Origin of the sequence: Chryseobacterium sp. ERMR1:04, assembly GCF_001297705.1 — a bacterium.
In the GTDB taxonomy this organism is placed as follows: domain Bacteria; phylum Bacteroidota; class Bacteroidia; order Flavobacteriales; family Weeksellaceae; genus Chryseobacterium.
Genome location: NZ_LIRF01000003.1, coordinates 906,075 through 931,181 on the forward strand (window position 1 = coordinate 906,075; position 25,107 = coordinate 931,181).

A 25,107-nucleotide genomic window follows, 5' to 3' on the forward strand; every position below is an offset into this window, starting at 1 on the left:
TAACTATTTCTGAGACCAATAAATAGACCCTCAATTTATTTTTTCTTTAAAGTTTCTAAATACTTGTCAAAAGGAATTTCCCCACCTCCTTTTGTATAATAAATACTTGTAAAAAGAGTTTTTCCAGTTATCCCATCCACTAAGATATATTTCAATTCTGTAACAAGAGGTACCTTCATATCTATACTAACTTCATAATAAAAACTTCCATTTTTTGCTTTTCTTCCGGCAAATGCTTTTTCTCTTTTATCTTCTAAATCTACCTTATATTCTTTTTTTATTTTTTCAACTAAATCTTTTATAGAAAATTCATACGGCTTATTATAATCTTTCTCTTCAATTAATTTCCCATTTTCATCATATTTTTGATATGATACAGGGAATGAGTAAAAATCTTTTGAAATATTTAAAAGATTTTTACTTTTAAAAGAGTAAACTTTGATAATTTTATAAGGATTTATTTTATTACTCTTATCTACTTGGATGAAAGTTTTTGTATCTGTAAATATATTTACTCTTTCATTCGCTTTCATTAAAAATTTATTATTCTCTTCACATGGAAACTGAGAGCTACAATGTTCTGGGTCCTGCTGCCAATCTATATATTCATTTTCATTAAAATATTCCATAGTATCGTTTTTTATTGAATGAGGTATTTTATTTTTAACTGTTATACTCTTGTGTATTGATTTTTCTTTATTCTGACCATCACAATTACTTAAAATTAGCAAAAATGCTATTAAAATCATTTGTTTCATTTTTCTGAAATTTTTAAGTTAATAACATTCCATTGCCAGCGCCACGTAGAACGGGTAACCGAACGGTAGGACATCATGTTATCTGTTGATGCTCTATTGTTTGCAGCAGGCTGGAAGTGAGTAGGAATAGCACATGGAAAAATATATTTATACCCCATTTTTATTGGTCTATCATCTCGGTGTGTATGATTCAATCCCAAACCATGTAAAACTTCATGATTCAACGTACAATCATCACCTGGTACTAAAGTAAACATAATTACATTATGAATTCCTATATGGTCAACCGCACCTAATGTACCAGGATCATTGGATTCTAAACCAAATTTAAACACTGTAAAATAAGTTCTGTAACGGATATTCTTATAATTTCCGGCTGCATCTTTATCATTAAAAAATAAGCTTTGTACATCAGTATACAATGCCGGATTTCTGTAATTAGGATTGATACGGTCTACATAAGCAATAAGATTACCCCCTGAAGAATCAGTTTCTACATGTTTCCCTCCTATTTGAAAATCTGAATTGGAAGATAGATCCAAAGTTGTTTTTACAATATTTGGAATAATAAGAGCTTGGTGTAATGAATAGTACAAGTTCTCTATTTCTTTCGGACCAAAAATCCCTTTTTCTTTTCTATTATCTTGATTTGAATCCGTCCAAACATTCAATAAGACAAAATCCATTTTTTTCCTAACAGAAACATCATTCTTCAGCACTCTAATTTTCCCAGCCAATATACGTGGCATATTATTTTTTGGATAACAGTAGATTTTAATGTCTTTGTCGGAGGTCAAATCCTTTTTACAGGTTATTTTTATGGAAGTATCTGCAGAAGGTACTAAACTGTTGGTTTTGGTTTTGTCTGATAATATATTTTTATCTACGGTTAGTAAATTTTTATCATATTCAAATTCTAATCTGTCAATAGGTCCGTTTATGGCCACCAATACCTTTAACTCTGCTTCGTACTTAGGCTTTACCAGTAATGTTGCGGGCAGTGTGTCTACAAAGCTTTTAGGAAACAACGTTAAATAAGGTGCAAAATATTCTGTAACGGCATATCCTGTATTGGTAACAGGTAATCTTTGATATTGGTTTTTAAGTTTTGCATATGCTGTTCCTGTAGCCCCTCCCGTTAAATCTGAAATCCCATCCAAATATCCTCCTTCAATAATATCTGCATACGCAGGATCGTTTGATGGCGCTAAACCATTGTCTTTTTCCCGAAGCCAATCAAAACCAAATTCACCATTCCAGGTATTTAAAGGTCTGAAATATACTGCTGCCAAAGACATTCTTTCACCGGATTTTTCGGTATCCCCTATTTTTACAGGCGTATTGCTGGTAGATGTCTGCTCTCTTGTATTAGAAATTTTGTTTTTAATTCTTAAATATCTCGCATGCAAATCATCCTTGCCATCGGTAATATATTTTCCATCGGTAGATTTTACTTTCACATAAAATTCTTCTACATCACTGGGCTTTTTTATATTCCCCAGCCATCCATACGTATTTCCTAACGTTATATTTATTTCACCATCGATCACTTTTGCCATTGTATACACTGCAATATGCTGATCATCATCCACACCGCCTCCTCTTCTTACCCGTCTGAAAATATCTATTGTCACAAAATCTCCATTTAATCCTTCGGTTTCCAGCCCCAAACAGATTCTGTCTCCGTAAAAAAATTGGTGACTGCTTCGCACATCTTCGCCATCATTTATTGTAGACCATTTACTCTTTACGATCCTTGGAGGGCAATATCCTTTTACAAAAATGCCTTTAGAATTTGCGCCAGGAACTCCTAATAAGCTTGCATCAATGAAATAATGATAACTTCCGCAGAGTATTTTTGGAATTTTAAAACCAAATGTCTGAGATGATGGCAAAGTATCACTGCTCACATAATCTCTTTTATCTGTGCTCCGTACAAACCAAGTGATGGGCTGCGTTTTATCTGCAGAAGTAGCACCAGCTTCCCATTCTACTTTAAAACCTATAGTTCTATCGGGTGGAACGGTAATTCTTAGATTGGGAACAGACATCTTGATAAAGATACCACCTCCTACATATTTTATTTTATCTATACCTCTTGCCATAGTGTAAATTTTATATTATACCGTGTTCAATTCCTTTATGGGTAGGCTGTTTTTCATGCATACTTTCTGCATTCACCAACGGATTGATCTGCTGCTGTACATCCTGATCTGCATTTTTAAAATTCTGCTGACTGGCTTCAGCTCTCTGCCCATGATCTATAATCTCAATGCATGGCGTTCCGGCAATCGCACAAATGGCTTTGCTATCTTCTAAAATAATGAATCCTCCATTACTGAGCTGTACTTTATCGTAAAAGTCCTGCCATTGGGTTACCATTATTCTACACGGTGGTGGTGGAGATCCCATCCTTGTACAGTTACCAAATGTATTTTTCTCAAATGTTGCCGCTCCTATTTCTTTCGTGGTTACGATAAGTTTTTTGGAAGCATCTTTATCATTCGCATATTCTTTCTGATGCGTCAGCACTTTGAGTTTGTCCGGGATTTGTCCAAACTGGCATTTGCACATAGCACCTTGTACTACAATATGTTTTTCTGCCATAATTTTTAATCTTTTTATTTGTGTTATGTTTTTATTTTTCATCGATACATGCTACAACAACCGATATTTTTTTTCTTTCCTGTAGCATGATATCGCATTCTAAATACAGCGATTCCGGAAGTGAGGTCTTTCCGTTTAAATAATATTGAATCCTAAAAGATCCTTCTTTATTCATCACTGGATCTTCCTTTACAATCGATGAAAAAGGCGCACCGTTGATAAAATCACACCTGCTTCGTTCATCATGTAAAGTTCCATTTCCTTTTATATTGATTAAATTATATTCATCTTTTAACGGATCAATCTCCAACTCCATTTTATAATTGGGCTCTACGGCATTATTCACTAGCGGAAAACTTTCTATCCCTTCTATTTTAAAAACCTGACCGAAACTCTGATAGACTCCAAAAAACAAGGTTCTCGTGAAATAATCGTTTTTTAAAAACAGACGTAAAGTATCCGGTTCATTGAGTAATTCCTCTATTGTAAGACAATATTCATCTACTGTTTCACCATCATATTCTTTATATACTTCTTCTTTTACCTCTGCCCATCTTTGTTTAAACACCGAGGTATTTTCAATATCATTGAATTTCCCTGCTTCATCTACACTCACTTGTAGCGGGTATAAAACTTTAGATGTTTTGTAGGCTAACAGATCAGCAATCTCATTTACTTCTTCTTCATTCAGAAATAACTTTGAGATTCGGTCTATTTCAAAAAAATGCAGATTGTTTTCTGTTTTTAACCAGCGTACAGAAGTTTCATATTTCAGTTCATTTTTACGAGTTCCGTTTTCAATATTGATGGTGACTCCATATTTAGAAAAAGAATTCTCAGGTTGAAAAACCAATCTATTTCCGCTACCAAAATTGACTAATTTACTTGTATCCGTTACCGAAGTTCTTGGTATAAAAAGCTCAATCTGCCGGGTAATTTCTATCAGGATCATATCTTCTACCTCACACTGATTATTATGAAAAAACTTCAAATCATCAGCGCATAATCCGTATAAAACAGCCACGCTTTTTAAGGTTTCATCTTTTTGAACAATATGTTTATTAAATGTCTGCATATCCATGATCTGGTAATGATATTCTATTTTCTGTCTGCTGTTTTTATTTAATCGTGAAAATGTAAGGGGTCAATAATCACCATGTCCTTTTTCATAGTAGATGAGTCTATTATTTTGATTTATATTTTTTATACTTCCACCTATTCTCAGGATCAATCTTTTGTATTGGAAATTCTTTATCCCCTTGTTTTAAGACTAATCTTGTATTACTGAAATCTTCATTCATTCGAAGTATAATTTCTATCGGCTGGCTTTCATCTACTTTTTTAAATAATGAGAATATCTCATCTTCATCAAAATATCTTACTTCAAAAACTGTCTGTTCCCCATTTTTATCTTCAAATAAATAAGATAAAAGACGTGGAATTGCTCTTTGTTTAAATGGATTTTCTTTAATCGTTTCATTAAATAATGTTTCCTCTTCTCCATTATACATTTCCAAGGTTACATTTTTTAATTCATGATTAGGAATTTCTATCTTAGTTCTCCAGTTGTATTTTTTACGATATGTATCCCAAATCCCAAACTGAATTCCTTTTTCCTTATATTTTTTTCTAATTCAGAGTCATCTAATTTTCCAAATTGTTCAAAAAATTCTTTTTGAGAAACTGTAGGATTTCCCGGAACATAATCTTTCATAGAAACATGAGTTTCTTTTGCCTGGTATCGCCCTATTTCTACCTGTTGATCATTACCATACATCCAAACGACAACGACACCTCCCGGTGCTAAACCTACTACAACAGAAGAATAAGTTTCTTTTTCATTGGTTCGCCAATTAACCGTGCCTTCTTTAAATAGTTTTTTTATATTATCTACCGGCAAGTCCCAACTTCCTTTATAAAATTTATTTTCTAAAAAAGAAGCCCAAGTCACCTCCAATTTAACAGGTACTGATTTTAAATCACTCCCTTGACTATGCAGAGAGCCACTATACCCCCAGCCTGTATGAGAACTACCCGAACAAGGAATATACACATTTGTACCATCTTCAAGAAAAAGGTGCCCCTGATAAATATTCATCGGGTATAAAAGAGGGGAACTTTCCGTAGGAAGCCATTTATATTTTTCCATTTTATTTTGACATGAAATTAATGTACTGATGAAAAGTAAAATATAGATTATACTCGTTTTAAAATGCATTTTGATTTCTTTTTTGAGATTTTAATTAAAATATCTTCTCTAGAATAATATAAAGTATATGCTTTACAAGAGTTTTCATGAATTAAAAGCCATTTCGCGAAATCTTTTTATTTGTAAAGTTTCTTTATCAAATATGAAATGAGGTCTATACCCAATTTCCCCAAATCTTGAGTTCCAGTGTAGATATCTGTTTCTTAAATATATTAATAAATTATGATCCTGAACAATTAAATCAAATCTCTCCTTCGTTATCGTTTTTGCAACTAATTGTCTTTCCAACTCTTCAATCTCGATCTTCGTATGATAGGTCATCTCAGGAGCTAATCCATTGACATAATCATCAAGCCTCTTTTTAACTTTAGTTAAATCAAGCGAATAATATTCATCTTCTGTTCCATTAGGAATTTTATATGCCATATTCAAATTATCCATTTTAATCGTATTCAAATAGTTTTTATTAACCTGTTCACTCATTATATGGAGAGTAACAAAGCTGTATTTATTACTTATTTTCATTCTGTTAATATAGGTCTCAAGCCAAAAGTTTGGAGCAACAACCTCATTACTTTTAAACCAACCTTGCTCAATGAGATTATTTAAATCATTATTTAAAGCGATTGTATAATCTTCATCAGATAGACCATCTCCCAAAGCATTATCAAAATCCATAATCTGTCTATTTTCCGACATATTATGAGTATAACAACCTCCAACATCAGAATGAACACCTGGTAGAAAGAAATCTGCTCCCCCTGCAAGTCTTACTCTTGTTAATATGAAATTTTCTCTATGTTCATCTGCAGCACAGAAATGAATAATTTTTTTTGCTTTTAATGTATTCAAATTCAATTCTTCTACATTATTGTGATAATCAGGATTTACTGTGATTTCACTCGCTTTGGGATCATAAGAAGATACAGTATCATATAATCATAGAAACCTAATTTGAATGGACATATACTCTACTTTATTATTATCTAAAATAAATCCCAACAGTCCATTTTTAGGATTAGTTTGATTGACTTCATAAACAAAATTTCTTGCCGCAGCAGCCCCCCTACTAAAACCAAAAACATCTAATATAATGGTATTTACTTCAAATTTATTTTTAAGCTCATCAATTTTCTCAGCCACTATTTGACATCCTTTTTGTACTTTAGCTATTATGCCTGTACTTCCCGCGCCATAAGCAAGCCCTTTATGATTTAGTGGTTTATCTATATCCCCTTGTAAATCTTCTGTTGCAATACCTTCAATATATACTTTACCTATATATTTACTTTTATCTTCAAAATAATGATATTCCTTTCTTGCCACATTTGATAAATCATTGGTATAGCTATCATCTTTTTTATTAGAATATTCATTGTAAGCTTCTTTCTCTTCAATAGTAGGATCATATCCCGGCTCATTTCCACCAGCTTTTGTATTGCTCCTATTATTTTGTGTGCCATCAAAAAAAATTCCTATCCGGATATTTATTTGTCCTTTTGGCGGTGGTGATGGAGTATAATTTCCAAATACTACATTCGACATAATTTATTTTTAAAATTCCTTATTTTATTACTAAAGCACCAGCAAAAAAATCACTTTTTGTCTCCCGTCTAAATTTACTCGCACTTTGTTCACTACTCATAAAATGAAAATACATTTTCAAATTCTATATTTCTCACCTGCCATTACTTATGCCCATGAGACATTATTTTTTTATTGCTTGCCAAAACAAGATTTCCTTGTTTTGCTTCCGCATTGATCTTTTCTGCGATTTTTTCAACTTTTTGTCCAACCCTTAAATGATAGGAATTGTTTACTTTGATCCATATATTTTTAGCAGTTTTTCTTATAGCCATAATTAAAAAAGTTTAGATTTTTCAGCACTGTTAAATTCTACGATCTTTCCACTTTGCATGGTCATATTTTCTTTTTCGCTAAACATGGAGATCTCTCCGGCTATTTCATTAGAAGTCTCGGATTGTCTATTAAATTCTTTCTCCACCATCTCCGTTCTTGTATCTGAAGATTCTCTTATATCTCCTGCTGCATTTTGAACAATATCAACTCCTGCTGTAGAACTGATATTCTGGTTAGCTGTGCTTGAAATACTTTCACCAGCGTCCACCACAATTTCTTTTCCTGCCGTAATATTAATATTTTCGCCTGCATACAAGGTGAAGTTTTTAGGTGCATTTAAGCTTATATTTCCTTTCCCATCCATAAAATAGATGTTTCCACTAGGATCAAGAATCTTAACGCTTCCCTCTTCATCATTCATCAAAATCCGGATTCCACTTCTTGTTTGTATAGATTTTAGATGATTATTTATTCCGCCTCCTAAAGCAATTCCGCCATGGAACATTCCACCCATTACAAAAGGTCGATCAGGATGTCCATGTTGAAAATTAACCATTACCTGATCGCCAACTTCCGGAATGGCTACGTACCCTCTGTTCTGGCTAATCTGATCTGTCCCTCCAGCATCAGGACTCATCATACGGATAAAATCTGTTGTAACATTGAGCTGCCAGTCGAATCTTACCTGAACCCGACCTTGGTTTAAAGGATCGGTATTTGAAATTACTGTAGCAATCTGAGGTTCCGGTCTTGGGACATGAAATTCCGGTTTGGGCATATAGCCCGTTCCTTCGGAAATAGCTTCAAAACTTCCATTGTAATAGCCTCTTGCATCTACTTCATGAGTCGTTTCTGTAATCATAAGGGTGGTAAGATGGTGGGTTTTATTAGAATCCCGTACCCTTGTTTGAATATCAGCCACACATCCGGGATGAAGAAAAGGAATAGACGTAGACCCCGAAACATTCATCACATCAACGGCTTTGCTTCCCGAGCTACTTTTTTGGGAATATTCTACATCCAAATGAGTTGCTGCTTTTATAGGAGCCACTTGCAGAGAAGGAGTTTTATATATTTTGTTGTTGTTGGCGTAGGCTGTTTGTGCCAAATCTCCTAAATGTTGTATCGGCGTGGCCCCAGAAGTTAGCTTTTGATTCTTGCTGCTGTTATACCCATAAAATTGAGGCTTGGTATGTACAGCTTTGATCTCTACATTGAGATCACTTACATTGCTACCCTCGATTAATTGAATGCGTTTACTACTAGGCGCAGGAAGTTTTCCAAAATGCAGTACATAGCCATCATAATAGAATTGTTCTCCATAAGCTTCCGCCATTCTTGCCAGATAATTGTAATGCGTTTCGTTGTACTGACTGCTGTATAAAATTTGTGAACTGTCGTTGGTATCAACATTAATATCATAAAACTGCGTATCAATCCCTTGCTTGATGACTTCGTTGGCAATGATTCCTATATTCGCAGGCTGATCTCCCCCAAAACTTTGGGTATGATTTTCTCCGTCTAAAAAAATGGTTGGGCTGTATCCCTTAAGAACAATATTACCCAAACTTGTCTTTTTCCGACTGAAGCTTACGGAAGTGATTACACCAACAAAAGATTTCTGGGGATTGTCTTTAGCATCGGAATCTTTATATTTGAAACTAACGGTGAATCTTTTTCCTAATAGCTTATTGGCGTCTTCCAGATTTTCAGATTGTCTGTTTTCCAAACTGTCATGGGCCAACACAATTTCAAACTCATGATGTCTGACGGCACTTTGTGTTAATTTAAAATGGTTGAAATGGTTAATGGGTTTTCCGTCTGCGTGAATCTCAATTCCTACGACGCAGTTAATTCCTGATAATCTGTTTTCTGAAATAGCATCAGCATTGTTATCCGGTGTAAAAGACGATTTTCTTAATTTTGAATAATCCTCGTTAGAAGGAATTTCATTTTCATTGTTTTTGTTTTTCATTTTGGTGTTTTTTTGTTATCGAAAATAATTTTTACTATTTCATAAAATAAATACAGTATTTAAATGAAATTGGATTAAAAAGGCCATCATCAATGACAGCCTATTGTAAGTGCTAATCTCTAAATAAGCATCAATCTTAAGTAGATGGCCAAAGTCCTTCGTAAGCAGAATTACCATAATTGATTTGTTCTGCACTGATCACGAAACTGATGAGCATAGAGTTCTGATCTACTGCGTCGAAATCTACTTCATGTTGGATAACATAACCGTTCTCCCAGTTCAGGGTAATTAATGTTCCTTCTTCATGAGATTTATTGAAAGTAACTTCTCCGCTTGTTGGTTTGTATTTACCATTAAGTAAACTTTCCAGAATATCAGATTTCTCTGTAGCTTCGATGGTTAACTTAATAATTGCATTCGATGGGTCTGATGCTACACGTCCTGAAACGTCTGTAGATCTTGCGACACTGTAATTCAGTTTTAATAACTTTTGACCCTCGCTTCCGTTGAATTTTTTTCCGCCATAATTTCTAATCTTTAATTGTTAATACTGTGTTTTTCAATGTATTGTTATAACAAATATAGATACCACATTTTAATTCAAAAAACTTTTTTAGCATTATTTCATATTTTGTAGTAGTTCTACGACTAACAAGTGTTAGCTAAAAAACAATGAGTTTACTAAAAATTTATCATCTTGATCCTGTTATTCTTAAGGATAATTACTCCATTGATTTACATTTATAATAAAACAAAAAACCACCTCTTAATAACAAGGTGGTTTGTGATTTCAAACATAGCGTTTTCAATTATTTTTTAAGATTTGAGGTAACGATTGGTTATAAAATTTAAGGTTTAACAACCGCCCAGCCTTCATATTCTCTAAGGATTATTTCACCGTTGGCGCTGGGGGTATAATTCACAAAATCGAAAAGCTCGCTCTTGGCAATTTTCTTTTCTTTCAGTGTATTTTCACACATTACCATCACCACTCCTTTATCTTTCAATGCAGTAAGTGCCAATTCATAGGAATTGTCTTTTTTAAACATCTCTACACCTCCTCCAAACGCCAGTAACTCCACTTCAAGTTTCCCTTTTAATCGAGGATCTTCCAAAGCATTGCCTACATTTCTGATAATTGCTTTTATTTTGTTTTCATCAGATTCATTGATGACATACAAGGCATTATAGTGTTTCTTAGTTGCTTTTGCGACAGGATGTTCTGATATAGTTTGCTGAGCCAAATGTTTTACAGCAATAAAAGCGGTCGCCAGAAATAGTATTTTCTTTAAGTTTTTCATTTTTATTCTTTTAAAAGTTGGTCAATTTCTTGGTAGAAAGAATCTTTGCTGTAATCTGCCATCCCTGAATGACGCAATCTTATTTTTCCTTTTTTATCCAATACTACCGTTGTAGGAAGTGATCCGTTGAAATATTCTGAGGGAATATTATCATTCGGAACCAAAAAAGGAACTGTAAATTTTTCTTTTTCAAGATATGCTTTTCCGTCAGCAGTTTCATTATCAAGATTTATGGTAAGAAAAACGACATCAGCATTGGATTGATATTTTGTGTAAAATTGCTGTATTGAAGGAAACTCTGCTCTACAAGGCGGACACCAAGAAGCCCAAAAATTAATAAATACAACTTTACCTTTCAATTCAGAAGTACTGATAATTCTTCCTTTTTCATCTCGTACACTCAAGCTAACAGAAGGTGAGTCTTTATTTTCACCTTGCTGTTTTCCGCTCGTTTTTTCTTCTATTTTAGCATTAAATAATCCTGTTGAAATCGCTTGCCTCATTAACCAGGCTTTAGCATTTGGACTGACTAATAATACCACAAATAGTACTCCCAAGATTGCAGTACTCCAGTTTTTCTTGAACCATTGTTTAAACTTATCCATTTTTGTGCTCAATTATTTCTCTGTTAAGTTCTTTAGAAATTCATACACTTCAGGTCGGTCGAAGTCTGTTCCTCCTTTGATATTGGCTTCCAATTCTCCATTTTTATTAAAGATCAAAGTGGTAGGAATCGCTCCCTGAAAATATTCAGAAGGAATCTTTTTTCCTGCAATATAAACAGGCAAATCATAATTTTTACCTTTCATAAATTTTTTAGATTTCGCTATATTTCCTTCCACATCCAAGAGTACAAAAACAATATTGCTATTCCCATTAAATTTATTCTTAAGATTATTAATGGTCGGCATTTCTTCTACACATGGTCCGCACCACGTTGCCCAAAGATTGACAAAAACTACTTTTCCTTTGAGTTCTTTCAACGATACCTTTTTTCCATTTTCACCCATAAAAACCAGATCCTCATTGGTCGGATTTTCTACTTTATGAGAATGATTCGGACTTTTAAAATCGTTGATTGAAGGTTGATTGGCTTTTATTCCGAAAGAGATTAAAGCAGCACACAAGATAAAAATATTTCTTTTTTGTTTTAAAAATTTGTTCATTTTATTATTTTTTTGAGATTCTGTTTTTCCTTCTTTTGAAGGTTTTTAAGAATTTGATTAGAAAGAGAAAATGCCCCGACAACTTTGGTCATCGCATAAGAAGAAACTTCTTTTATAAAAGTTCCTGATAAAATTGATAAATTTCTCTTATTATTTTTGATGTATTAATGATTACCAGACCTCTAGGGCCGATAAAGATTAAAGAAATTAAAATCAATGTAATCTACTTATTAAAGCAGATTTTTTTGATTTCAACATCAAATGATAAGTTTGCGGTATTCTAAAAATATGGGAATTTTATTTCCTATTTTGGAAGAATCGTAAACAGGATGTTTCTGAGATGTAAGAAGCAGAAAAGCGCCTCCTAAAAAGATGAATGCAAAGGCTATAAATCCCTGAAGATCTGAAACCGAAAATGGGACATCACCATTCGATATGATGTCTTTTTCTTTACAAAAATTACATTGCCATGCAGAAGTACTGCCCGTAAATTTTTCTTTAGGAATTGATGAATTATTTTTCGAATTGGTCTGTATATTCAGAAGATTTTTAATTCCAAACTTTACAGCACACGAAGAAATCAGAATGCACAAAATGAAAACTATCCCTAAAACAGATCTCATTTTACTATTTTGATATACCTTCTGAAAACTCATTCCTACAAAAGTATATTTTTAAACAGTCCTTTCAAAAATATTAACAGTTTTTATTGTTTTAACGTTTTTCATTTCGTGTCTTTGCTTGAATAACTTTGTTTATATTAAAAAAGAAATCCATTAAAACAACAGATTACCAATCATTTAAATGCAATATTAAAAACTTAAGATCTGATCAATTCCTGAATCTCCTTATGATACTTCTTATTTTTTCTTCTTATTTTTAATGTGAAATATAAAAACAATGCAAAAACAAGCGAACCAAAAACAGCTACTGCAATGCTAAAGTAACGGTAACGAGTGTCGATCTCATGACTCTTTTTCAACATTTCCATATCTTGATTATTGATAGAGCGGTTGATAGAAACCAATTCATTTTGCTCTCTTTGAAACCTCATTTCAAAATATTTTTTACAATACACCTGATATAGATTTTGATTCCCCATCGACAGGTAATTATCAGCTATTTCTTTATAAATTCCTTCTTTAAGGGTAAGATCTCCTGTTCCCTGGCATAGAATTTCAGCTTCTTTCAATAAATTCAGCGCCTTCTGATTCTGATGTTTTTGTTTATGCATTTCAGCAAGCCCCTTCAAGGTAAATGCTTCCAAGCTTTTCGCCTTAATCAACTTGGCAAAGTAAATAGATTTCATAAAGGCAGGCCGCGCTTTTTCAGTCTGATTAAGAATAAGATAACAATATCCTATATTATAATAAACGATGCTCTGGTTATAATAGGTTTCTTTTTTTTCCTTTATTTTTTCAAAATTTTTAATGGAAATTTTAAACTTTTCAAGAGCAATTTCAGGATTCGACTGGCTTTTATAAATCATTCCGCGTACCGCATAACTTCTGGCCATTTCAAAATGTTTGAACGAAGCACTTTCCGGAACTTTCATCAGAGATTCTTCAGCTTCATCCAGCGTTTCCAAACTTTTACTGAACAGCTCCATCTGCTGATATTGTATGGCAATTAACACCAAAACATTGGTTTGCGTTTTCAGGTCATTCGTTTTTTGAGCGAGCTCTTTTGCCATCAAAATATACCGCAAAGATTCATCAAAGTCTCTTTTCGCAATATTGGCAGTAGAAATAAGAAGATAAATTGTAATGGATTTATTGATATCCTTTTCTTTTTGAATTAATTTTTTTCCAATACGTATTGCATTGTCAGGATTATTATAAATCTCCTGATTTGCTTTTTTCATCAAAGAATCATCAGAAATTTCTTGTCCATACACCGAAATCTGACCAAGCAAAGCACACAATAAAGCAATATAAAAGACTATTCTCACGATTTTTTATTTTTGGTAATTTCCTGAATATAGGTATTGGGAGACATTCCTGTTAGGGATTTAAAGACATTGGTAAATGCTCCGTGGGAAGAAAAACCCGCATATTCTGCAAGGTAACTTACTTTATAATTGAGATAGGAAGGGTTGGTTTTTAACAGTCTGGCAACATGATTGATCCTTAATTCATTAATATATCCGTTAAAGTTTTTTCCCATATTGCTATTAATAACTTCTGAGAGGTATTTTGTATTAATTCCCGTTTCGGCCGAAAGGACAGAAATAGACATGTTTTTATTTAAAAAATGATCAGATTTCTCCCATTCTTTCAGTTTTTGCAAAATTTCATCTTCTTTTGCTTTTGATATTTTAGATGAATCTTTGTCAGCCGTTTTATTCTCTTTCGCCTCTTTTTCTTTGAGTGTTTCTATCGGTATCAGTTGCTCATTCTGTTTCTGTTTTTCAAAAAAACCGAATTGTTTTTTCAGATCTTTATTCCTTCGTACTTCCGTTAAGAAATAACTAACGACTCCCACTACAAGAAGTAACACAATGATAATGATAACATTAAGCTGTCTTAATTTATTTTGTTTCTGGAATTCCAGATTTTTATTTTGATAAGTATCTACAAGCTTTACGATATACTGTATTCCTTCTTTTTTGCTGGCATCATGCTTCGTTTTCAGATCCGTATACAGTTTGTTATAGTAATGATGCTTTTCGTCATTATTGAGCGCCAGATAGCTTTTAGACATCAATTCATAGATTATAATCCTCACGTTATTATAGGGTAACCTTTCTATGTATGAAAGACTCTTTTCCAGGTTTTTTATAGAAGCATTATAATCTTCTTTTAAAAAGAAATAGCGTGATAACGTTTCATAAGCATAAGCGGACAAGAAAGCATTATTCCCATGATTATCAATATCATGAATTGTACTTTCTAACATTTTCTTTGCCTCTTCCAGCTTATTCTGTTTGATTAAGTAAGAAGAACGGAAAATCTTGTTTTCCCATCTAATAATCTTATTTTGTTCATTATGACTGTCAAGATACTGATCACTACTATCAAGGCTTTTCAGCGCCGCATTATAATTCCTGATAATCCCTGAATTAATCGCCTGAAGCTGGTATAATTTCGCCAATGTTATCCTCATTTTTGGATCTGTAGTATCGAGCAATTCATGATCTGCCAAAATACCGGAAATTATCCGTTGTGACTGATTATATAATCCTAAATTCTGATACTGATCTGCTAAATTGTACTCTCCGAAAAACTGTACAAAACGGGATAAACCTTCTTGCTGACTGTCATCTTTTTGGTTGGAAATATTTACAGACTGCATATAATTTCCCTGCATCGCATAGGCTTGGGAAACGATATTCTGCAAAACAATTTTATGTTCAATATTCTTATCACTAATCAAAAAACTTTGAGAATAAGTGATACACTCATCCGGATTTTGATATAGTTTTTGAAAAGCTTTGTCTGTTAAAATACTGAAATCAGGGGCAGATTGCCCGTTCATAAATCCTGCAAGTAAGAGGGTGAAAAATAATATTAAAATATTATTTTTTAACGTATTTTTTGATCCGTAATTGATTTTCAGTTTAATTTTATTTGATATTCCTATTATCATTCTCTCTTGCAACATCGCCACGCAAACACCTTATTTACAATATTTTAAACTTTCAACCCTTGTAAATTAAAGGAATTATGCAAGCTTATTCTTTTACGAACAACAAATATAATCTTAATATTGTTTAAACCTTTATTCCTGATTCTAAATATTAGACTTATCTGAAAAATTTCAGAAAAACCATCACCTTCCTTACGCCCTATAATTACCCATTGAAAAAAACAAAAATCAATATAATCTAATGAATGTACAGCTCAGAAAAAAAACATGATTGAACACTCATTTTACGCTAGAAAGCAAATACGATAAGAGGAAATCCAGCAAACTTCTGCAGTTATTAATGAATAAAAAAATTGAAACATAATAATATCAATTACTCTAAACTAAAATAAAAATGAGAAAGCATTACCTATTATGGATGATCTTACTTCTTCCATTTTTTAACCTGAACGCCCAAACCTACTGTGTTCCTACAGCGGGTGGAACAAGCCAGACCTATTATCTGAAAAGTGCCTCACTTTCTGACCAAGGGGCCATGTATTATGATACGACCTCTTATCAGGCTTATGTAGATAATTCCAGCAAGATGGTAACGTCTTATCCTGGTAGCACGGTCAATGTACACTTCGAATCCAGTACTACGAGTCTTAAATTTTTAGTCTGGATAGACTGGAATAATGATGGCGATTTTGATGATTTTTACGAAAACCCAGTAACATCTCCTACCCAATCTGTTGTAAACGATGTATTTTTTATACCTCCATCACAGGCTACAGGAATCTACAGAATAAGAATTGAGACCGGATCTTCATTACCTGCTCCTGTTTCTCCTTGTGGGAATAACCCATATGGGAATTTTGTAGATTTTAGTTTAAAAGTAGATCCTGCTCCTGCATGCTATGTACCCACAGGGCTTACCGCTGCTAATATTACCAATTCAGCCGCTGCCCTATCTTGGGAAGCTCCGACTTCTGCATCAGCTAATGGATATGAGTATTATTACTCTTCCACCACTACACCACCGGATAATACAACGGTACCATCAGGAAGCAGTACAACAACTTCAGCTAACATCAACGGCCTAACTTCACTTACCCAATACTATTTCTATTCAAGATCGGTATGTAGTTCAACTTCCAAAAGTGCATGGTCTTTACGTGGTACATTTAAAACAAAATGTGACCCGATGACCTCTATGTTTGAAAATTTTGATACCACACAATCTGGAGCCTATAATGCTACCTGTTGGGACAGAATAGTTCTAGGCAGCGGTTACCAGACAATTTCTTCCAACGGTGTTAACGGTACAAAAGGCATGTACCAATATGCAAGTAATATTGCTAACACAGCTATTGCGGTTCTTCCAGCGTTCAGTAATGTAAATGCAGGAACGAATTGGCTGAGATTTAAAGCTAGAGTAGGCAGTGCAGCAGGTGTATTAAATGTTGGGTATGTGACCAACGATGCAGATGCGTCTACTTTCGTAAACATTCAATCGGTAAATATCAGCAATACCGTATATCCAGGATATGAGTATACCGTAATGATTCCAACCACGGTACCTGCTAATGCCAGACTTGCCATAAGACACGCAGGAACTCCTGCTGTGAATATTTATTGGGACGAGGTATATTGGGAGCCTAAACCAACGTGTCTTCCGATCACTAATTTAACGGCATCTAATCCTACCAGTACTTCAACGGATATCGCATGGACAGCATCTCCATCATCTCCTGCAGGATATGATATCTATTACAGCCTATCCAATGCATCTCCAACGGCTGCTACTCTACCTAACATAACCAATGTGACAGCTAATCCTTACACGATTCAAAATCTTGAACCGGGTAAAACGCATTACATTTGGGTAAGAGCAAGATGCAGCAGTACCGATCAAGGCCCGTGGAGCACTGTAACTTCAGTATTAACCAACTGTGCTCCTGTTTCCACTTTATCAGAAAACTTTGATTCTTATACCCCAGGTTTAATCACCAATGTCCCTTGTTGGAAAGGAATCACTGTAGGATACTCTGACTGTATTATTAACGGAGGTTCTCCGGCAGCTTCGGGCACAAAACAAGTGTTTCAAACTTGCGTAGTGGCAGGAGATATTTCTATTGCGGTATTACCTGAATTTTCTAATGTTAGTTCGGGAACACACAGACTTAAATTTAAAGCACGTTCTTCTGTAAATACAGGAAAACTTAAAGTAGGATACGTAACAGATCCTACCAATGCAGCTTCATTCGTACTGATTCAACAATTAGATATTACGAATACTGCTTACAATGCTAATTATTACACGGTAAATATTCCTAATACGGTACCCGCTAATGCAAGACTTGCTATCCGTAATGATTTTGAAACGAGTGGAGATGCCCTTTTTTATTGGGATGATCTAAGCTGGGAAGCAGGAACATTAGGAACCAATGAAGCAGAAAATATCCCAACTGTTACGGTGTATCCTAATCCGTTCACAGATACAATCAATATTTCTGATTATACAAAAGTATCTTCTCTGGTAGTTTACGATAGCACTGGCAGACAGATCACCATGATCAACAATCCATCGTCATCTGTATCGTTGAAAAATTTATCATCAGGAATGTATATGATAAAGATGGTATTTAAAAACGGAACCAACAAAACAATTAAAGCAGTTAAAAAGTAATTATATTGTCTCTGCCAACTGTAAGTAGCAGTAATTTCGCTGCTGCTTATAAGGCAGTTACAAAAGATTATTTTATTTCGAGGATATTCATTTAATTATGCTTATTGAGTTATTCTTTATTTATGAATCCGTCAGATTTATCCATAAAAATATAGAAACCTGCTCCCTTTCTCTCTCATCTATCAACAGGAAAATACTCGGTTATTTTATGCTTTGATAATTGTCTCTCAAACACAATACTTCTGTAAAAAAACTATTTTCTCTTCTGCTTACAGGAATTATCTGTCTTTATCCATTCCTCCATGGAATGATAAATTTTATAATACCAATGGTCTACAAGAATCCTTTATTCAGAAAGAATCCAATCATAATAAAACGATTAGCACAAGATTGATCTTGTTGAAAAATAACCATTAAAAACACACTTCACCATATCCACCACATCATCAAACTGAAAATTTATGAAAAGCAAAATGTCTAATTTATAATCTTCCTTATCATTTATGAAAAGAATCTTATCTATTTTTATATTAGTACTTTGGTCTTCATTTATTTGGGCACAAAGAGATACCGAGCATTGGTTTGCCCCCATGATGTCCAGACTCAACGAATCCAACAAGCAGGCTCTGTTCTTATCTACAGACTCTCTTATTCCGTTTTCGGTAACCATTTATAACAATAATGCGCAGATTGGAACGGTTACCATCAGTAAAGGAAATCCGCAGTCTTTTGATGTTTCTACAGATCAAATGATCACAGGAAATCAGTCAGAAGTTTTTAAAGCTACAGGACGCGGACTTTATGTAAAAGGGGAAAAACCTTTTTTCTGTACATTCAGATTTTCCACCAAAAACCATGGCGAAATACTGACCTCAAAAGGAAAAGCAGGTATCGGAAACAAATTTTATGCGCTTTACGCACCAATCGCCGTTTTAGAAACCAGCAATAATTTCACTTGTGGAATTTTAGCCACAGAAGATAATACAGCCGTAACCGTATCAGGTTACAACCCTTCTGTTCAGTTCTCCAACGGAACTACAGGAGCTACCAACCCCACTATGACCTTTACCTTGAATAAAGGACAATCCTATATTATAGAAGGCAAAGGCGTAGCCGGAAACCAAACCGGGTTTATGGGAGCTAAAATTGAAGCCAATAAACCGGTAACCGTTACCAACGGGAACTTTAACGGACAAATTATCAACTCCAATAACGGAAGCGATATTTTAATGGATCAGTCGATGCCCGTAGAGCGCTTGGGAAATGAATTTGTCCTTATCAAAGGTATGGCTCCTATTGCACAAAATCTTGAAGGTGCCATGGTGCTTGCTACAGAAAATAATACCCAGGTGTATGTGAATGATGAAACAACTCCAATTGCGACTCTTAATGAAGGACAATCATACCGCATTGGATCTTCCTCATTTATGAACCAGAACAGTACAGGACATTATAATATGCGCATCCGTTCAACCAAAAACATTTACGTTTATCAGTTGATGGCAGGTCTTCAAACGATGAGTGAAGTAACCATTGGAGCGAATTATATTCCACCATTAAGCTGTTTTCTTCCCAAAAAAATAGACGAGATCGGGATGATTAATATACTGCCTTATTATACCGCAATTACTTCCATCGTTAAACTGAATATCATTACCGAAGCAGGTGCAACGGTATCTCTTAACGGAGGTCCGTTAACTCCAACACAAGGTCCGTTTCCTGTAACCGGAAACGCTAACTGGGTATCGTATACAGTTCCTAACGTCACTGGAAATATTACTGTTGAATCTACAAAGGCGGTGACCGCTGGTATAGCCGGTGGAGATGGAAATGTAGGCTATGGTGGTTACTTTGCAGGATTCTCTTCAATTCCCGTTATCTCCAAAAAGAATGGAACCTGTATTCCGGGAATGATCCTTGAAGTAGACGACAGCTATGCTTCGTATCAATGGAATTTTAATGGAAATCCAATTTCGGGAGCTACTTCCAATACCTATACCCCAACCCAACCCGGAAATTATACCGCAACAGTATCCGTAAGCGGAAGCTGCCCTCCGGCAACCACTCCGGTTTATAAAGCTTTTTCTTGTGTCGTTAATACCATAAAAGCAGTAACACTCTGTTCGGTAGGAGCAAAAACAATAATTCCTGCTTTTACAAGCTCTATCCAGACTCCATCACCAGGTTCTGTACAAATTATCACGGCTCCAGCCAATGGAACACTGACGGTAAACCCAACCACTGGTGTTCTTACGTATACAGCCAATGCAGGAGCAACAACAGATACCTTTACCTATAAATTCTGTGGCAATGTCCCTGAGTTTACAGATTGTGAAGAAGTGAAAATCAATATAGCCGTACAATCAGTCACCGCAACAGATACCATCTTAAAAGCCTGCAACAGTAACGGTACTGCTCTATTTGATCTTACCTCTGCGAACGTGGGCGGACCGATAGGAAGCATCAAAAAATACTATCCAACCGTTGCAGATTTATTAGCGGGAACCAACGAAATTATTCCTGCCAATGCCTATCCTTCTGCTGTTCCCAAAGATGTTTATGTGAAGGTTTCAACTCCTGAAGGATGTTTTGCTCAGGCGAAAATCAGTCTCCAGTTTAGCCCAAGCCCTCAAATACAAAATGCTTCATTGACCGCTTGTTATATAGAAGCAACTCCGGATAAAGGAATCTTTGATCTTACCGCTGTAACAGTGACCACAGAAACATTGATTACAAAAGGATATTATAAAACCATACAGGATGCTGTTTCTGCGGTAAATCCTATTGCTACGCCGAATACCTATCTTTCTGCGAACGGAACAGCCTACATCAAAGTAACCAATGCAGCGGGTTGTTATTCAATAGCTGCCGTTACCCTTACCGTAACGCCATCTCACCCATCTCCGTTACTCGTAGATCAACTGATTTGTCTTGGTGGACTCACCACTTTAGACGCAGGCTCACAATATCAGTCTTATCAATGGAGCACAGGCGCAACAACTTCTTCTATATCTAACGTAGAAGCTGGAGATTACTGGGTCATTTTAGAATACAACAACTGCTTTACCAAGCAAAAAGTTTCTGTAAAAATAGCACCACAACCGGTCATCAAAAATATTGATCTTGAGAATAATAAAGTAACTCTTACCGTAACAGGAGGAAAACCACCTTATTTATATTCTAAAGACAATATAAACTGGCAGACTTCCAATATATTCCTGGGACTTCCAAACGGACAGAACAGACTCTATGTAAAAGATGCATTCAACTGTGAACCTGTGAGTCTAGAAATTACAATCATCAATGTCATCAATGCAATTACTCCCAACGGGGACAACATTAATGACCATATTTCTTACGCCGATTTTGCCTATAAAAAAGACTTCGCATTTTTAGTCTATGACCGATATGGAAACAATGTATTTAAAGGAACTTCTTTTAACAACTATACCTGGGATGGGATGTCAGGAAATAAAAAAATGTTTACAGGCACCTATTGGTATGAGATTTCATGGAAAGAGCCTAACCTGAAAAATGCTGTCATCAAATATACAGGATGGATTTTATTGAAAAACCTGAATTAGCATTTGATCCTTCAACACTTTTAATCATCGCATGATATCAAAACAGCAACACGTTGATGAAACGGCTGTTAGGATATATTTAATTTAATCTTCCTTATCATTTATGAAAAGAATACTATTACTATTAATACTGTCTTTTTTCTCCACTTCTATTTGGGCACAAAGAGATACAGATCATTGGTTTGCTCCCATGGTGGCGAGTTCCAGTAATGGTTCGCAGAGACAGGCCCTGTTTTTATCAACAGATTCGGTGGTTCCTTTTCCGGTAACCATTTACAATAATAATCTGGCCATAGGAACCGTAACAATCAGCAAGGGAAGTCCGCAGACTTTTGATGTTCCGCTAAACCTCATGATGGGACAGAATACATCTGATGCCATGAGCATAAAAACAAGAGGGCTCTATCTTCATGGAGATCTACCCTATTTTGCAACCTATAGATTCTCGGAACTTAACCACGGGGAGATTTTAACCTCAAAAGGAAAAGCAGGAATTGGCACAAAGTTCTACGCAGTATACAGCCCATTGATGAACAACGAGCTGTCCCAAAACTTTACCTGCGGAATTTTAGCAACAGAAAACAATACCAAGGTTAAAGTTTCAGGATATGCCATGACCACATGGTTCTACAATAACTTTAACGGACTTACCCAACCTACCATCACCATTACCCTGAATAAAGGGCAGTCTTATGTATTTGCGGGATATGCCAATAAACCAGGAAACAAAGACGGGTTCATTGGGGCTAAAATTGAAGCCGATAAACCCGTATCGGTAACCAATGGAAATTATCATGGTCAGTTTGGAATGGCTCCTCCTTATAATGGAGAAGATATTATTATGGATCAGTCTGTTCCTGTAGAACGTCTGGGCAATGAATTTGTCCTTATCAAAGGAATGGGGAATCTTATTCCGGAAATTGAAGGAGCGATTATTGTTGCCACGGAAAACAATACCGAGATCAGACTCAACAATAATCCAACCCCTGTAGCCACCCTGAACGAAGGGCAGTACTATCGCGTAAGTGCGATGAATTATATCGTAAACGGACCTTCTCATCTCAATATGTACATTAAAGCAACTAAAAATGTATATGTGTATCAGCTTCTATCCGGGATTGCAGACAATGATGCGACTCAGGGTTTTAACTATATGCCTCCTTTAAACTGTTTTCTTCCAAAAAAAATTGATGAAATTGGGAAAATAGGTGAAATGCCCTATTTTACAACCTTCAATCCGCCTCTTTTTGTCAAGCTTAATATCCTGACTCAGACCGGCGCAACAGTGACTGTGAACAATGTTAATCCCGCAGCTAGCACAGGTCCATTTCCTGTGACAGGAACAACGGACTGGGTATCGTATTCTATTCCCAATATTACAGGAAATGTGACCATAACTTCTACCAAAGCGGTTACCGCAGGGATTACCGGAGGAAGTGGAAACTTAGGATATGGTGGTTATTTTGCAGGTTTCAGCTCCATGCCCGTGATTAAAAAATCTTCAGGCGACTGTATTCCAGGAATTACTTTAGAAGTAGAAAACGGATTTACTCATTATCAGTGGAATCTTAATGGAAATCCTATTCCCGGAGCCAACTCAAATACCTATGTTCCAACACAGGGAGGAAATTATACCGTATCGATCACGGAAAGCACCTGCGTTCCGCTTGTAACCTACCCTTATAAAGTATTTACCTGTTTGGCAAACAGTGTAAAACCAATCGTTATATGCAGCACTGGTACTCCAACAACCATCACTCCTGCATTTACGACTTCAACACAAACTCCGGTACCCGGAACCGTGCAAATTATAACCCCTCCCGCGAGTGGTACCTTAACAGTAGATCCTATTACAGGACTTCTTACTTATACCGCTAATGCAGGAACTACAACCGATACTTTTACCTATAAATTTTGCGGAAATGCACCCGAATTTATAGACTGTGAACAAGTGAAAGTGAATGTAACCCTACAGCCTTTAGTTTTGAATAATGCAACCGTACTGTCATGTAACAATAACGGCCAGGGGACTTTTGACCTTACCACTGCCAATGTAGGAGGTCCAGCAACTGCAGTGAAGAATTATTATCCTACCATGGCTGATTTGCTGGCCGGGACGAATGAAATTATTCCTGCCAATGCTTATCCTTCAACTGCTCCGGCCTCTGTTTATGTAAAAGTAACAACGGTAGATGGATGTACCGATACCACAAAAATAAACCTTGCGTTTGCGCCGCCTCCTGTGGTAATGGATGCGACTATCGAAGGTTGTTTTACGGCAAACAATCCGAATCTGGGAACATTTAATTTAACAACAGCGAACGTTACCACAACCATTCCCGTAACAAAAAGATATTACCCAACTCTTAACGATGCTCAAAATGATACCAATGAGATTACGGTTCCAAACCCGTTTATCTCTCCCAATGCTGTGGTATATGTTAAGGTAATTACCGCCAACGGATGTTTTGATTTTGCGAAAATAACATTGCATGTTACTCCGCCTAAGCCGTCCCCTCTTCTGGTAGACCAATACATCTGCCCAGGTACCATGACTTCTCTGGATGCCGGACCCGGATATACAGATTACCTGTGGAGCACAGGCGCTACTACGTCCTCTATCCAGAATGTTGCGGTGGGAAACTATTGGGTACTTCTTACTTTTAACGGTTGTCAAACCAAACAATCCGTAAAAGTAATGAATACTCCAACTCCAAAGATCAAGCATGTTGAAGTGAAAAACAATACCGTAACACTAACCGTTGAAGGAGGAACACCTCCTTATCAATATTCAAGAGACGACATTGCATGGCAGGATTCAAATTTATTTACAAACCTCCCTCGTGGGAAGAATACGTTTTATGTAAAAGATGCTTTCAATTGTCAGCCTATCCAGATTCAAATAACCGTTCCTAATCTTGTGAATGCCATCACTCCCAATGATGACGGAATAAACGATACCCTGGATTACACCGAACTTGTTTACCTCAAAGATTTTACATTCATCATCTACAACCGTTACGGACAAGCCGTTTTCTCCTCAGATAAAACTAAAGAGTATAAATGGAACGGACGCATTGACGGAAGACCCGTAAGCACCGGAACCTATTGGTATCAAATACAATGGAAAGAACCAGATACTGAACAAAAAATAACCTATTCCGGATGGATTTTAGTCAAAAATAGAAATTAATAACTGATTTGTTTAATGTAACCCCCTGCTGAGTTGATCTCTGCAGGGGGTTTGGTTATTAGCAATGCTCTATCCTGAAAATATTACTTGATAACTCTTCTATTTTTAGAATTACATTATCGTTTTTGGTCTTTTATACATTGTAGTAAAGTATTAATTGCTTCCATATCATTACCATCAAGCTTGTTAGATATA

At 35.4% G+C, this 25,107-nt stretch carries 20 protein-coding genes; 3 read left to right on the forward strand and 17 right to left on the reverse strand.

Annotated features, from left to right (window positions below; all coding sequences use genetic code 11):
- Positions 1-35: 35 nt before the first annotated feature.
- From AMQ68_RS04235 to AMQ68_RS04305, 17 genes are all read right to left on the reverse strand, one after another.
- Positions 36-758 (reverse strand): hypothetical protein, encoded by a 723-nt coding sequence (locus AMQ68_RS04235; RefSeq protein WP_054509349.1) that lies wholly within the window; start codon positions 756-758, stop codon positions 36-38.
- A complete protein-coding gene (locus tag AMQ68_RS04240; RefSeq protein WP_054509350.1) occupies positions 755-2,863 on the reverse strand; it encodes a hypothetical protein in 2,109 nt (702 codons plus the stop codon). The genes AMQ68_RS04235 and AMQ68_RS04240 overlap by 4 nt, the downstream gene beginning before the upstream one ends.
- A gap of 10 nt (positions 2,864-2,873) precedes the next feature.
- On the reverse strand, positions 2,874-3,365 hold the full coding sequence (locus AMQ68_RS04245; RefSeq protein ID WP_054510020.1) for a DUF4280 domain-containing protein: 492 nt from the start codon (positions 3,363-3,365) through the stop codon (positions 2,874-2,876).
- 31 nt (positions 3,366-3,396) lie between these two features.
- Positions 3,397-4,440 carry a hypothetical protein gene (locus AMQ68_RS04250; RefSeq protein ID WP_123905602.1) on the reverse strand — a complete coding sequence of 348 codons (1,044 nt, stop codon included), beginning with the start codon at positions 4,438-4,440 and terminating at the stop codon, positions 3,397-3,399.
- A 109-nt stretch (positions 4,441-4,549) separates the two neighbouring features.
- Positions 4,550-4,882, reverse strand: coding sequence for a hypothetical protein (locus AMQ68_RS04255; RefSeq protein ID WP_123905603.1), 333 nt, complete (start codon positions 4,880-4,882; stop codon positions 4,550-4,552).
- A 32-nt stretch (positions 4,883-4,914) separates the two neighbouring features.
- Positions 4,915-5,514, reverse strand: coding sequence for a DUF2931 family protein (locus AMQ68_RS04260; RefSeq protein ID WP_054509353.1), 600 nt, complete (start codon positions 5,512-5,514; stop codon positions 4,915-4,917).
- A 144-nt stretch (positions 5,515-5,658) separates the two neighbouring features.
- A complete protein-coding gene (locus AMQ68_RS04265) occupies positions 5,659-6,426 on the reverse strand; it encodes a hypothetical protein (RefSeq protein ID WP_054509354.1) in 768 nt (255 codons plus the stop codon).
- A gap of 87 nt (positions 6,427-6,513) precedes the next feature.
- Positions 6,514-7,119, reverse strand: coding sequence for a DUF2235 domain-containing protein (locus tag AMQ68_RS04270; RefSeq protein ID WP_054509355.1), 606 nt, complete (start codon positions 7,117-7,119; stop codon positions 6,514-6,516).
- A gap of 143 nt (positions 7,120-7,262) precedes the next feature.
- Positions 7,263-7,433, reverse strand: a complete 171-nt coding sequence (locus AMQ68_RS25250) for a hypothetical protein (RefSeq protein WP_160317963.1) — start codon at positions 7,431-7,433, stop codon at positions 7,263-7,265.
- 2 nt (positions 7,434-7,435) lie between these two features.
- Positions 7,436-9,409 (reverse strand): type VI secretion system Vgr family protein, encoded by a 1,974-nt coding sequence (locus AMQ68_RS04275; protein ID WP_185113386.1) that lies wholly within the window; start codon positions 9,407-9,409, stop codon positions 7,436-7,438.
- Positions 9,410-9,545: 136 nt separating this feature from the next.
- Entirely contained in the window at positions 9,546-9,944 is a 399-nt protein-coding gene (gene tssD, locus AMQ68_RS24805; protein ID WP_082383968.1) for a type VI secretion system tube protein TssD, read from the reverse strand.
- A 313-nt stretch (positions 9,945-10,257) separates the two neighbouring features.
- Positions 10,258-10,710 (reverse strand): DsrE family protein, encoded by a 453-nt coding sequence (locus AMQ68_RS04280; protein ID WP_054509356.1) that lies wholly within the window; start codon positions 10,708-10,710, stop codon positions 10,258-10,260.
- Between the two features lie 2 nt (positions 10,711-10,712).
- Positions 10,713-11,315, reverse strand: a complete 603-nt coding sequence (locus AMQ68_RS04285) for a TlpA disulfide reductase family protein (RefSeq protein WP_054509357.1) — start codon at positions 11,313-11,315, stop codon at positions 10,713-10,715.
- A 12-nt stretch (positions 11,316-11,327) separates the two neighbouring features.
- Entirely contained in the window at positions 11,328-11,876 is a 549-nt protein-coding gene (locus tag AMQ68_RS04290) for a TlpA disulfide reductase family protein (RefSeq protein ID WP_054509358.1), read from the reverse strand.
- A 257-nt stretch (positions 11,877-12,133) separates the two neighbouring features.
- Positions 12,134-12,532, reverse strand: a complete 399-nt coding sequence (locus tag AMQ68_RS04295) for a hypothetical protein (protein ID WP_054509359.1) — start codon at positions 12,530-12,532, stop codon at positions 12,134-12,136.
- Positions 12,533-12,696: 164 nt separating this feature from the next.
- Positions 12,697-13,827 (reverse strand): hypothetical protein, encoded by a 1,131-nt coding sequence (locus AMQ68_RS04300; protein ID WP_054509360.1) that lies wholly within the window; start codon positions 13,825-13,827, stop codon positions 12,697-12,699.
- Positions 13,824-15,464, reverse strand: a complete 1,641-nt coding sequence (locus AMQ68_RS04305) for a helix-turn-helix transcriptional regulator (RefSeq protein WP_123905605.1) — start codon at positions 15,462-15,464, stop codon at positions 13,824-13,826. The genes AMQ68_RS04300 and AMQ68_RS04305 overlap by 4 nt, the downstream gene beginning before the upstream one ends.
- Before the next feature lie 394 nt (positions 15,465-15,858).
- Between AMQ68_RS04305 and AMQ68_RS04310 the strand changes: the two genes are divergently transcribed.
- From AMQ68_RS04310 to AMQ68_RS04320, 3 genes are all read left to right on the forward strand, one after another.
- A complete protein-coding gene (locus AMQ68_RS04310; RefSeq protein WP_054509362.1) occupies positions 15,859-18,135 on the forward strand; it encodes a fibronectin type III domain-containing protein in 2,277 nt (758 codons plus the stop codon).
- A gap of 503 nt (positions 18,136-18,638) precedes the next feature.
- Positions 18,639-21,719 carry a T9SS type B sorting domain-containing protein gene (locus AMQ68_RS04315; RefSeq protein WP_054509363.1) on the forward strand — a complete coding sequence of 1,027 codons (3,081 nt, stop codon included), beginning with the start codon at positions 18,639-18,641 and terminating at the stop codon, positions 21,717-21,719.
- A gap of 103 nt (positions 21,720-21,822) precedes the next feature.
- Positions 21,823-24,912, forward strand: a complete 3,090-nt coding sequence (locus AMQ68_RS04320; RefSeq protein ID WP_054509364.1) for a gliding motility-associated C-terminal domain-containing protein — start codon at positions 21,823-21,825, stop codon at positions 24,910-24,912.
- The last annotated feature ends 195 nt before the right edge of the window (positions 24,913-25,107 follow it).